The organism is Streptomyces sp. NPDC088794 (assembly GCF_044750545.1).
Classification (GTDB): Bacteria; Actinomycetota; Actinomycetes; order Streptomycetales; family Streptomycetaceae; genus Streptomyces.
In genome coordinates, this window is the sequence record NZ_JBIVKB010000029.1 from 1 (window position 1) to 12,091 (window position 12,091).

A 12,091-nucleotide genomic window follows, 5' to 3' on the forward strand; every position below is an offset into this window, starting at 1 on the left:
TCGACGACTGCACCCGGCTGCGGGTCCTGAAGATCTACCCGACGCTCAACCAGGCCACCGCCATCCAGTTCGTCGACTACGTCCTGCAGAGGCTGCCGTTCCAGGTGGAGGTGATCCAGACGGACAACGGAGCCGAGTTCCAGTCGGCCTTCCACTTCCACATCCTCGACAAGGGCATCGGTCACGCCTACATAAAGCCCCGCACACCGCGGCTGAACGGGAAGGTCGAACGCTCTCACCGGATCGACGGCGAGGAGTTCTACCGGCTCCTGGAGGGCGTCATCATCGACGATGCCGAGGTCTTCAACGACAAGCTGCGCGAGTGGGAGGACTACTACAACTACCATCGCCCACACGGCGGCCTCGGCGGCCAGACTCCCTACGAACGCCTCAAGCAGAAGACCGCACCCCAGGCGTAAACGATCATCGTCGGTTGCACACGACACGGGGCAGGACAGCCTCTTGGGCCTGCTCCCACACCCGCCGGTAGACGGAAGCCGAGAGGCGCCCACCGCGCCTGCCGGGAAACAGCAGATCGTCCTCCCGCAGACCAGCCCAACTGATCCACTCACGCAGGAACTCAACGAGCTCGGGCTGGAGGGGGATCTCCCGCGCCACTCCCCGGTGACGGGTTGTCAGCGTGCCCAAGTCACGCTCCGGGAGCACCACGTCGCGGACTCGTAAAGCGCGAGCCTCGCCCAGACGCAGCGCCTGCTCCGTCACGGTGCGTATGAAGGGACACACCGAGCGATCAACTCCCGCGTGCCCATGAATCCATTCAAGGAGCGATCGAACCTGCTCCACGGACAACAGCCATTCTTCGTCCGTTACGTCGACAGACACAGCTATGAACTCCTCAAGGGAAGGGGGAGTGTAAATCTAACGGCGGATCCGACGGTCATGGGAGAGACGTCAAGTGACTGACACCGCCGTGGAGTTGGAGACCGTGGAATCTGTCGAGAGTGCCCAGTCCGGGCCGTCCGTCCCTGTGTCGGACGAGCGGCTGGTCGCGATGCTGGTGGAACGGGCCAGGTCGGAGGGACTGCAGCTGACCGGGCAGGGTGGGCTGCTGCAGCAGCTGACCAAGCGGGTCCTGGAGTCTGCACTGGAAGGTGAGATTGCTGATCACCTGGGCTATGAGAAGCTCGATGCGGCCGGCCGGGGCAGTGGCAACTCGCGCAACGGGGGCCGGGCCAAGACCGTGCTGACCGACGTCGGGCCGGTCGAGGTCAAGGTGCCGCGTGACACTGCGGGCACGTTCGAGCCGCAGATCGTCAGGAAGCGGCAGCGGCGGCTGACCGGGGTCGACGAGATGGTTCTGTCGTTGTCCGCGAAAGGGCTGACGCACGGCGAGATCGCCGCTCACCTGGCCGAGGTGTCCAAGCAGACCATCTCCACCATTACCGACAAGGTGATGGAAGGAATGGCCGAGTGGCAGAACCGTCCCCTCGACCGTGTTTACCCCGTTTTGTTCGTGGTGATGGCTGTGACGGTGGACGGCACCCGCGACATCCTCGGCATCTGGGCCGGCGACGGCGAAGAGGGCGCCAAGTACTGGCTGCATGTGTTCACCGAGCTGAAGAACCGCGGCCTGGACGACGTGCTGATGCTGGTCTGCGACGGGCTGAAGGGCCTTCCCGAGGCGGTGGAGGCCGTCTGGCCTCGTACGATCGTCCAGACGTGTGTGGTTCACCTGCTGCGGAACTCGTTCCGATATGCAGCCCGTCAGGACTGGGACAAGGTCGCCAAAGCTCTCAAGCCCGTCTACACCGCGTCCAGCGAGGACGCGGCGACGGAGCGGTTCCTGGAGTTCCAGGAGGAGTGGGGCCGGAAGTATCCGGCGATCGTGAAGCTGTGGTCTGACGCCTGGCCCGAGTTCGTGCCCTTCCTCTCCTTCGACGTCGAGATCCGCAAGGTCATCTGCAGCACGAACGCGATCGAGAGTGTCAATGCCCGCATCCGCCGGGCTGTTCGCGCCCGCGGGCACTTCCCCAACGAGGCCGCCGCCCTGAAGTGCATCTACATGGCACTGATGAGCCTGGACCGACCGGGAAGGGCCGCAAGCGCTGGACCATGCGCCGGAAAGCACCCCTGAACGCGTTCCAGATCGCCTTCGAAGGCCGCCTCACCCCAAGCAACAACTGACCATCAACAACCAAGATCAGCCGTTAAATTGACACACCCGTAGGACTCGGTGCCTGTCTCGATGAGAGTGGCGTTGCAGGTGAGCTGGTCCACGAGCGCCGCTGGGGCCGTGGATCAGTTGGGGGTGGTTCTGTTTGGGAGACAGTGATCACGCGACGGGCGCGTGTGTGGTAGAGGAACACCCCGCGCCCTTCAAGCGCGGGGTGTTGGGTCCTTCATGCCTCTTCGTCCTCGGGCACAGACTCGCGAAGGAACCACAGGTCGAGGGTGTACCGCTCCACGACCGGCGACAGTTCCAGCACACGACGAACATCTTCCACGGTGTCGAATTGCCGGGAGCCTCCCCGGATGTTCTGGTCGTAGTAGTCCGCCGCGGCCTGCCGGCCTGTCCACCATGCATGTCCGGCGTAGACACCGGGGCGGGGCAACCTGGTCGTGCCGACCGGACCGGAAGTGAGTTGGTTCACGACCAGTTCGCTGGTTTCTGACTCCAGGCTGATACCGATCCAGCCTTCGACGCCCTCAGGGGGAACCTGGGGGGCGTCCCAGACTCGGATGGCGACCTCGACGCGCAAATCGGATTGCAGAGTGCGGAGGTACAGGTGATAGCCGTTGCCTGCGACTACTTCAGTCTCGGCCCGGTCCCAGGCTTCCGCGTCGCCTTCGTACGCATCGGCGTCATAGACCTCGATCACACAGCGGTCCGGCCGGGCACTCGTGCGGTACTCCATGATGAGCGTCACGATCGGGAATTCTCCGTCTTACGGGACGATGGTGACGTAGAAGGCGTCACCATCAAGGACGCGGTTCATCGTGTACATGGCGTTCAATCGGTTGCCTCCCTTTCCATTGTCGGTTCCGTCGATGAGTCTGGCTGAATAGCGCAAGTTGCCCTCTCCACGCTCCTTGGTGCTCGCGAAGGGGTATTCATCGCATTCCAGACCGGTTCCAGAGTAGTCGCCCCACACGTCCTTGCAGGTCTTGATGGCCTGATTCCTGTTGGCATCCCTCTGCTCGGTATCGGTCAGCCGGTGGAGCGGCTCCTGCGCGCCGGGGACGGACTTGCCGGGCCATGAGGGGAATGTCCGCTCGGGGAACTGCTGGGCGTCGAGGATGTGCCGAGCGCTCTGGTCGACCTCGGGGTCGCTCAGGCTGAGCTGGAGTTCGACGCGTGCGCCGGTGAAGACGGTGCCCTGGTATTTGCCGGCCACCGGTCCGGCGTAGTCGAAGCGGATGTCGGAGTGCGCCATGTCCGGTTCGATCCACGGTACGGATGTGGGTGAGGTGAGGGTCATGGCCAGGGTGATCCGGCCGGCGACGATCTGCGAGTTGGCCGGGTCGTAGCCGCCAGTGTCGGGTGAGGTGTAGGTGACGGTCCACTGCGGTACGGCCACCCATTCGGCGAGCGGAGCGCTGCGCAGGGTGTCTGTGGGCGGGGTGATGACGGGGTTGGTGCCGGAGTCTCCGAGGTTGACGGTGTCGGAGTATTGCTGGCTGAGGACCCAGGTGGCGGGGTCGTCGCCGCTGACGGACACCGGCACGATGTTTTCGATGCTGCTCACGTAGTCCACTCGGCGGGAGCCGTCGTAGGCGAAGCCGAGGACCCACAGATCGAATGTCAGGTGGCCGAGAATCTCCCCGTTGGCCCTCTTGAGAGTCAGGTTGACGGGCTGGTGCACGCAGGTCTCGAAGCGGCTCTTGACCCAGCCGGTCTGCGAGTTGGCCTCGGGATGGTCGGCGCATTCGGTGCGGAGGTCATCGGCCTCGGCAGCCAGCGCGGCAGTCGTCGGCTGCCGCAGCGGAGCGGCCGTCGCCGCTTCTGCTGTCGACGTCGGTCCCAGGATCGCCACGAGGGTGGCGAAGGCGGCCAGTACCGTAGTGATCAGTCTTGACCCGTGGGCGAGGCCGGATATCCGGTCCGCAGACCGGGAAGTGACGCGACGGTTTGTGCGGAGTCGTATCAGCTGCACATCGTCCCCCAGCAGGCGTCGAGGAGTCGGCCGGTCACTGCCGAGTAGGTGGCTCGGAAGCCGTGGAACAGGTGACCTCGCTGCTCCAGGCCGTGCGTCGGGGACGAGGAATCAACGGTCCAGACAGCGTCCGTGGCGCCGGAACCGGCCGCGGAGGGCGGGGTGGCGGTGCTCTTCGCGGCGGTGATGTCCAGTTCCTGGGCGGGGACGTCGAAGGACGCGGCCGCCCGTGCCAGGATCTGCTCGCGGCTGGCGCCGGAGGCGGTGGAGGCCGACATCCGGCCTGCGTCCGTGTCCTTGGCCGTCAGCGCGGCTGCGTTGCACCGCTGAACCGTCTGGACGCACTGTGCCAGTCCCGGAACGGTGGTCAGGCAGCTGTCCGGGTCCTGCGTCATGCATGCGGCGAGCGCCGTCTGGTCGACCCCGTTGTAGGTCCCGTGCGTCGCCAACGGCGTGGTTCCTGCTGAGGATGGCTGCCCGCCGGGTAGACCCTGTTCGGGGCCGGCCGAGCCGTCGAGGGATTGCAGCGTCGTCGGTCCTGGCTTGGCCACGGCGAGTTGGGTGAAGGTGGTGTTGTCGGTGAGTTGCATGTCGAAGCAGTAGGGCGCGGTGCTGCCCTGACCGCAGAGGCCCAGGGAAGCGACCTGTGCGGTGTTGGCGGTCGCGGCGCGGTACCAGGTCTTGTTCTCGGCCATGTACTGCACGCGGTTGGCGATCTGCGGAACTGTGAGGTACTGAGGGCCCATCACCTCCAGGCCGATGTCGATCCGGTTCGCGTTGCCCCGTGGTACGGCGAGCTGGTCGGTGGTGGAGCCGACCCAGTTGAAGTCGTAGAGCACGTCCCACTGGTCGGTGTTGTCCTGGCGCAGCACCATGTACGTGTGGTTCGTTCCGTCCGGCGTCGAGGGATTGGTGCCGGCCGTGATGGCTTCCGTGCGACCGCCGCTGTCACCCAGCTCCGTCCACCGCGGGCCGTAGGTGGATGTTGATGCGCCCGTCTTTTCGGCGTAGAGACCGACCTGGACGTAGTTGGCGAAGAGGCCGCCCTCGGTGTTGGGTGTCATCGTGAGGTAGTTGGCCGCAGACACGGTCGTGTCGCCGGTCGAGCCGCTGGTGAACGTGATGGGTGTGTTTCGCCAGGTAGCGAAGGCGCCGATCACCGGTTCCCCCGGCTGAGTGCAGGCGACACCCCAGAAGATGATCGACGCTTCGTGCTCGATCTGACAGCTGGTCGTCGGCGGGCTCGCCGCCGCCGGGGACGCGGTGGTCAGCGGTAGGACAACGGCGGCTACGGCTGCGGACAGGGCAGGAAGAAGTCTTCGTCGCACGCGCAACGCTCCTACATACGATGATCGAATGAGTGGTCGAGGTCCTTTCCGGTACATGCACAGGCCACACACCCGTGTCGAAACCTGGCTGAATCCGTAGGACCGGGTACTTCGGCACCCAGGCGCAGATCGAGCTGTCTGTCCCTTCACAGAGGGTGTGATGGTTCGCGCTTCGGCCTGCTGAGATGCTGGAACGCACCCCGTCACCGAGGACCTGAGACATGAGCCCCTAGGCGATCGCCTGAGGTGGAGACATGGGGACGACAAGCGATCGGGGCTGAAAAGTATTGGGGACGGCTCGGCCGCCCCCTCCGCGGTTGGTCAGCTCTGGCAGCTGCCGTCGCTCGCAGCCTCGCCTCGGCCATCGCCATCGCCATCGTCCGAGATGCGGTCCTGACACAGCCCCTCCATCGCGCGGCCGTCGGGACAACAATCCGGATCGTTCTGAAGGACACCGGAGGGCGCTCCTGGTTGAGCGCCGAGCAATGAGCGGTGTGCAAGCTGAAGTTGCCGGTCACGGGGGTGGTGTGCGTGGGCATCGGGGTGCTCGTGCTGGTCGCTGGCAGGTGACTTCAGTGAAGATCGTCGGTCATCGGGCGACTTCGCGGTTCGTGAGGACCAGCAGGGCCCGGACCAGGGCGGTCGCCCAGGCGGGGTCGGTGCGTACCTTGCCGAGGACGCGCCAGTTCTTGAGGTGGGCGAAACCGTGCTCGACGGGTGCCCGGACGGCCGCCAGTGCCGTGTTGGACAGCTTCTGGCCTCGCGTCAGGGGCCGGTTCCGGGCCGCCTTGTAACCGGTGATCACCGCCGGATCGGCGCCGGGATCACTGTCGTCGAGGCCGACGAATCCCAGGTCGGCGATGGCTCCCAGCCCGGCTTCCCGCAGTTTCCGGGTGAGCTTGTCGTGCCGGCAGGCGGTGATCTCCGAGGTGCGCCCGGGGCGGGCCGCCGAGGCCCACAGCAGTCGGCCCCGGTCGTCGGTGAGGGCGATCACGAGCAGGCCGTGGCATTTGTTCTTGCCGGAGTAGTTCTTCCGGTTCGCTGTTCCGGTGCGCCGCCGGGTGCGTATCAGGGAGCCGTCCAGCAGTACGATTCCGCCACCCGTTCGGGCGATTTTCTTCAGCGCGCGGTCCAGGCGCGGGGCGCGGGCGGCCAGCAGGCCCACGACCTCCCTCACCCAGCGACTCACGGTGGTGCGGTGCACTCCGTTGCCGCCGGCCAGGTCACCGGGCCGCTGGTCACAGCGCAGCACCGCCAGGACGATGGTGGCGATCTTCCCCGCGGGCAGTGCACGCCACCGTGAGCCGATCTTCTTCAGGTGGCCGCGTATCAGGTTGGCGAGATGGTTCAGGGTGGCAGTCGACAGCGGCAGGCGGGCGGTGTAGACAAGGCCGTCAGGGCCCTCGACGGAACTGTTGTTTTTCGTCACACCAAACTCAACTGCCGTCGGGGGCCTGTCAGTTACGCCCCTGCCCCGTGCAGTTATGGACGTGTGGTGAACTGCCCGTCAGGGCGTTTGTGCAGCCAGCCGCGGTCGGCGACCTTGGTCATCTTCGCCCGCAGAGGTTCCAGCTTGCCGCGCACCGAGGTGTCCAGCCCCAGCCGCTCGCCGACCACCCGGACCTGCACCGGCCCGTCGGCCTCCCGCATGATCGCCAGGATCTTGCGGTAGTCGGCGGGCATCGCGCCCTCGTCGGCCGCGTCGCTGCGATGCGGGATGAGCAGGACTGCCCGCCCGGCCACCTTCACCGGTACTGCAGCAGCAGCCCCGGCGTCGGCCCGGGCCTGCTCGGCCAGGCGGTTCAGCACCCGCTCCGCGATCGCCAGTTCATCCAGCTCGGTCTGGACCTCCTGGAGCTGCTTGGCCAACTCCTTGGCGAGAGCGTCCAGTTCACTTCGGCGGGCAGTGATCCACTGCCGCTCCTGCATCCCCCGCACCCTCCCGCGTTCTCACGGCGTGCCGACCTGCTGACGGATCGTAGGCGGGGGCCGGTCGTCGGCGCAGCCGAACCCGGCATCCCGCCGGAGCCGGACCTGCCCGAAGATCTACGCGATGGTCATCGGCCGTCAACCGGCACGAGTACCCAACTCGCCATTCACGCCAGACCCGTGACCTGCCACTTCACGATGCAGACCGCTCACTGAGAACTGCGTCGCTTGAGCCGGGCCCGCATGAGGCGTTGCCGTTCGGATTCGGTGTCTGTGACGGGTTCCTTCGGGGGTGCCGGCCTGCCGGGCTGGCCGCGTAGTTGAGCGCCGTAGCGGTCGGTCTGCTTGTGGACCTCATCGGGGCGAAGCTCGTCGGGCCACACGACGAGCAGATAGTCCTCGACGGGATCGACGACGTGGCCGTCGGGCGCGGTGTCGCGGCCTCGGGCGTGCACCCGAATGCGGTACGAGCCCGGCCCGAACGGTGTCAGCGCGGGGAGTTCCGGCGGATCGTCCATCACGCACGTGACACGCAAGCGGCCTGTGCGTGTTTCAACGCTGTGGTCGACGACTTCGTCCCAGGCGCCGGTCTCCGCCCGCTCGGGCGGAGACCGGCGCAACTGGATGCTGACGTTGACCGGGCCGCTGTTGATGCCGGTGCAGATGACGGCGTGCCCGGGTCGGGAGAAGACCAGTCCGTTCGAGGTGTCGAAACCCATGGGCACACGCTCGTCGGAGTCCGTGAGCTCGAACGCGTGGTAGTCGACGTGGACCGGGCTGGAAGCCGTCGTGGGCGCTGGCTCAATCATGCGGCCATGCTACGGATTGTCAGTCGACGATCCAGACGAAGAACGGATCCTTCTCAATGACCCGGTTGTCGTTGTAGAAGACCCGCAGGTCCAGGAGACCGGCGTTGGAGTTCTCCGTCGCGGGGATCATGCAGGCACTCCAGCCGTTCGGGCCGGTGACGCCCTGAGGGAGCGCGCTGATCTGGCACCAGTCGAACGTTCTGCCCGGGTTGGGCGGTGTCGCGCTGGTGAAGGCGCCCTGCCAGGTCGAGCGGAACGGATACTCATCACAGCTGTATCCGGTCGGCCGCGGGTAGCCGCCGCTGGACGCCTGCGGGCAGGCGGTGTCGCCGTTGCTCTGACGCAGCGCGGCATCGGTCAGCCGGGTCAGAGGGGTGCCGTTCGGATAGGCGCCGGGCAGCCCGGACGCCTGAGCGTCCCGGATGTGGCGTGCGTAGTTCGGGTAGGAGCCGCTGAGGCTGACGACGTTGACCGGCTCGTAGTCCTTGAAGACACAGCCGATCGAGGTGACCCCGGGAGTGGCGTTGTCGCAGCGGACGTCCACCGGCGGGGTGGAACCGGTCAGCGGGGTGCTGTTGGTCCACGCAGGGTTGCTGAACTTGTAGTACATCGTGGTCTTCGCAGTGCCGGTGGCTCCCGCTGCGGAGACCGTGGTGGTGGGCAGTGCGTCACCGTAGGGGACGCTGGTGGGGGTCACGGCCTGGGCCGGGAAGTCGATGTCGGAGGCCGGAAGGGTGCAGGCTCCGTTGCAGGTAGCGTCGCCGCTGACCGTGGTGCCGCTGATCAGACCCCAGCCGTCGACCATGCTGATGGCCAACTGGTGGCCCCAGTTCGGCAGGGTGGCATTGGTGTAGATGAGATCGGCCTGCAAGTAGTAGATCTGTCCGACCAGTTCGCCGCTGGGCACCTCGATGACGTCGACGATCCAGGAGCCGATGGCGCACGCCTCGGAACGTGTGTACCACCAGGCGCCGTCGCCGTTCGACACGTCGTAGCACCAGTCCGGCAGGGGGACGGGGGTTCGGTCGGCGAGCAACGTGGCCTGCGGGGCGGAGAGCTTCTGCTCAGGGCCGGGCATGACGCAGGTGACGTTCTTCTCGCCCTTGGCCGCCCGTGCGGCGAGTTCGGACCGCACCTTGGCGCAGGTGGTGGTGACGCCGGCCGCCGCGAGGCGAGAGTCGGGCAGCTCGGCCTTCTTCGGTTTCGGCTCGGGCGTGCTCGCCGTTGAAGAGGTTTGGCTGGATGGGGCTTGGGACTGCGATGTTGCGGCGATCGCTTGCGCGGGAAGTAACGCAAGGACCAGGGCTATCAGGGTCGTTCTGAAAACGGGTCTCACAGTTTTCCCTTCACAACGAGATGATCTGGTAACACTGTGCGACCGAAACGCTACCAATTAACATGCTCATTACAAGTGAAGGCGCTTTCCGTGTGGCGTACGTCACGGTGAGCGAGCCGGGGAGCGGCCGGTTCAGGTATGGGTGCGTGAAGCGCTGCCCTGGCCGACGATCTACGCCATGGCCATCGGCCGCCGACCGGCACGAGTACCCAACTCGCCATTCAAGCCAGACCTGTGACCTGTGACCTGTGACTTTACGATGCACACCGCTCAATGACCGCCCAGTAGATGACGGTTGGCAGAGCCAGGCCAGCAGCGGTGACGGTAGGTGCACCAATCGGCGGCAAGTTGGTGGGTGAAGTCCTTCAGATTTCCCGTGCTCAGCAGCAGCGCCGGCAGACCTGAAGCGCGCCGCAAGACAGGTCGAGGTCTTCGGTGAGCAGGGTGCGTGCCTAGCACCACACGAGCAACGCGTGGACGGCCGTCAGCGGAATCACGAGATGCTCCAAGCCGGTTTGCACCTGATTCAGCAGTCCAGCGAGCGCATCTGAGGGCACCGACCTCGGCACCCCGCCGAAGGCGTCGACGTCTTCCGCGCTCATCAGCGTCGACGTGCGGAGCGACGGCCTCTCGGAGGCTCTGCACTGGTGCCGGGCACCACTGAGATCCTGACCGCGCCGCGGCACCCCAGGGCAGAGTTCCGCGCCGCGAAGCGACCGATGGCGCACACATCGTGCGGTTGTACGAGGAGGACGGCAGCAACGCCTCGTCCGGGGCGGCCGACGAAACGTCCAAGCTTGATCGTCGACAGGGACGTCGGTGTTGCCGTAGGAAGCAGTGGCCACGATGGGGCTCTGTCTCTCTGGGCATTTGAGGGCCAGAGCTGCTGGGGATCGAGCCACCGCCTCTCCCATGTGCCACGACCCGACCGAGTCCGCGCCGCAGCGGCCACAAGGCTCCCGCTACGCATGTCCAGTCGGCGGCTGCTGGCACCAGCGTGCTATTTTGCATCATGCAAAGCTTGACCAAAGAAGGAGCAAGAACGCAACAACGGGGCCACGGACGCCTTTCGTCGGTCCGTGAACGACCGGAGGAGATAACTGTGCGGCCAGTTGGGACACAAGCTCTGCACTCGCCCAGAGCGGCCGTGCGGCCCGTGGCCGTTCCCAAAGTGATGCCGCGCATCGACGCGAGGCGCGCGTGCCCGGGGCGGGCTTCCGTCGAGGGTCGCGACGCCGTCCCCGCCCCTGAACGAGACCGAAGGATTTCCAAAGCTTTGATGCCCGTGTCGCCCGGTACCGGGCGACGAATAGCTGGAGGCCCTGTCTCATGCTGATTGCCCAGCGTCCGTCGTTGACCGAAGAGGTCGTCGACGAGTTCCGCTCCCGGTTCGTGATCGAGCCGCTGGAGCCGGGCTTCGGCTACACCCTCGGCAACTCCCTACGCCGTACGCTCCTCTCCTCGGTCCCGGGTGCGGCGGTCACGTCCATCCGCATCGACGGCGTTCTGCACGAGTTCACCACCGTGCCGGGCGTCAGGGAGGACGTCTCCGAGCTGATCCTCAACATCAAGCAGCTGGTCGTCTCCTCGGAGCACGACGAGCCGGTCGTGATGTACCTGCGCAAGCAGGGTCCGGGGCTGGTCACCGCCGCCGACATCGCCCTGCGGAACAGCGTCGAGGTGCACAACCCCGACCTGGTCCTCGCCACGCTCAACGGCAAGGGCAAGCTGGAGATGGAGCTCACGGTCGAGCGCGGCCGCGGTTACGTCTCGGCTGTTCAGAACAAGCAGGTGGGCCAGGAGATCGGCCGTATCCCGGTCGACTCCATCTACAGCCCGGTGCTGAAGGTCACGTACAAGGTCGAGGCGACGCGTGTCGAGCAGCGGACCGACTTCGACAAGCTGATCGTCGACGTCGAGACCAAGCAGGCCATGCGGCCGCGTGACGCCATGGCGTCGGCCGGCAAGACCCTGGTGGAGCTGTTCGGTCTCGCCCGCGAGCTGAACATCGACGCCGAGGGCATCGACATGGGCCCGTCCCCGACGGACACCGCCCTGGCTGCCGACCTGGCCCTGCCGATCGAGGAGCTGGACCTCACCGTCCGCTCCTACAACTGCCTCAAGCGTGAAGGCATCCACTCCGTGGAGGAGTTGGTCGCCCGCTCCGAGGCCGACCTCCTGGACATCCGCAACTTCGGTACGAAGTCCATCGACGAGGTCAAGGCAAAGCTGACCGATATGGGTCTGGCCTTCAAGGACAGCCCCGGAGTCGGCCCACTCGCCACCTTCGGCAGCACCGCCTGAGTCCGGGCAGCCGTGCGACGGACAGCGGCTGGAGAGGAAGCAGTATGCGGCGATCAACGGCTGCAGGAGATGCCTCACGGCTCTGCCGTGGAGTGACCCAAGGACTGTCCTCACGGCCAACTCGACGCTCTCCGGCGACCGCTCGCACCGCCATCGACGGCTACGACGCACGCCCTCCCGACCATCCACCGCCTGCACGGCCCAGGCGGATTGCCGAAGTCGCCACCGATCGAGGGTAGGGAAGCCTCCACGTTCACTGATGACCTCCAC

General features: G+C 66.1%; 10 protein-coding genes and 1 pseudogene. 3 read left to right on the forward strand and 8 right to left on the reverse strand.

What is annotated here, in order from left to right:
• Positions 1-419, forward strand: a 419-nt coding sequence (locus tag ACIP6U_RS46675; protein WP_401729411.1) for an integrase core domain-containing protein, incomplete at its 5' end; no start/stop codon positions are given.
• A 4-nt stretch (positions 420-423) separates the two neighbouring features.
• Here ACIP6U_RS46675 and ACIP6U_RS46680 read toward each other — a convergent pair.
• Positions 424-843 (reverse strand): tyrosine-type recombinase/integrase, encoded by a 420-nt coding sequence (locus ACIP6U_RS46680; protein ID WP_401729412.1) that lies wholly within the window; start codon positions 841-843, stop codon positions 424-426.
• A 169-nt stretch (positions 844-1,012) separates the two neighbouring features.
• Between ACIP6U_RS46680 and ACIP6U_RS46685 the strand changes: the two are divergent.
• Positions 1,013-2,145, forward strand: a pseudogene (locus tag ACIP6U_RS46685) (IS256 family transposase).
• Between the two features lie 215 nt (positions 2,146-2,360).
• On the opposite strand, the gene ACIP6U_RS46690 reads toward ACIP6U_RS46685, so the two are convergent.
• The 7 genes from ACIP6U_RS46690 to ACIP6U_RS46720 form a co-directional block, all read right to left on the reverse strand.
• A complete protein-coding gene (locus ACIP6U_RS46690; protein WP_401729413.1) occupies positions 2,361-2,888 on the reverse strand; it encodes a hypothetical protein in 528 nt (175 codons plus the stop codon).
• Between the two features lie 18 nt (positions 2,889-2,906).
• Positions 2,907-3,995: a NucA/NucB deoxyribonuclease domain-containing protein gene (locus tag ACIP6U_RS46695; protein ID WP_401729414.1), complete on the reverse strand. Its 1,089-nt coding sequence runs from the start codon at positions 3,993-3,995 to the stop codon at positions 2,907-2,909.
• 110 nt (positions 3,996-4,105) lie between these two features.
• Positions 4,106-5,443, reverse strand: a complete 1,338-nt coding sequence (locus tag ACIP6U_RS46700) for a hypothetical protein (RefSeq protein ID WP_401729415.1) — start codon at positions 5,441-5,443, stop codon at positions 4,106-4,108.
• A gap of 589 nt (positions 5,444-6,032) precedes the next feature.
• A complete protein-coding gene (locus ACIP6U_RS46705) occupies positions 6,033-6,872 on the reverse strand; it encodes a transposase family protein (RefSeq protein WP_401729417.1) in 840 nt (279 codons plus the stop codon).
• Between the two features lie 53 nt (positions 6,873-6,925).
• A complete protein-coding gene (locus ACIP6U_RS46710; protein ID WP_401729418.1) occupies positions 6,926-7,372 on the reverse strand; it encodes a hypothetical protein in 447 nt (148 codons plus the stop codon).
• A gap of 209 nt (positions 7,373-7,581) precedes the next feature.
• Positions 7,582-8,181, reverse strand: coding sequence for a hypothetical protein (locus tag ACIP6U_RS46715; protein ID WP_401729420.1), 600 nt, complete (start codon positions 8,179-8,181; stop codon positions 7,582-7,584).
• Positions 8,182-8,200: 19 nt separating this feature from the next.
• Positions 8,201-9,316 (reverse strand): hypothetical protein, encoded by a 1,116-nt coding sequence (locus tag ACIP6U_RS46720; protein ID WP_401729422.1) that lies wholly within the window; start codon positions 9,314-9,316, stop codon positions 8,201-8,203.
• A gap of 1,530 nt (positions 9,317-10,846) precedes the next feature.
• Between ACIP6U_RS46720 and ACIP6U_RS46725 the strand changes: the two genes are divergently transcribed.
• A complete protein-coding gene (locus tag ACIP6U_RS46725; RefSeq protein ID WP_401729424.1) occupies positions 10,847-11,821 on the forward strand; it encodes a DNA-directed RNA polymerase subunit alpha in 975 nt (324 codons plus the stop codon).
• Positions 11,822-12,091: the final 270 nt, after the last annotated feature.

Bases quoted from the DNA above. Each gene is read 5' to 3' on its own strand.
- ACIP6U_RS46710 (WP_401729418.1), bottom strand. From the start codon at position 7,372: ATGCAGGAGCGGCAGTGGATCACTGCCCGCCGAAGTGAACTGGACGCT.
- ACIP6U_RS46715 (WP_401729420.1), bottom strand. From the start codon at position 8,181: ATGATTGAGCCAGCGCCCACGACGGCTTCCAGCCCGGTCCACGTCGAC.
- ACIP6U_RS46725 (WP_401729424.1), top strand. From the start codon at position 10,847: ATGCTGATTGCCCAGCGTCCGTCGTTGACCGAAGAGGTCGTCGACGAG.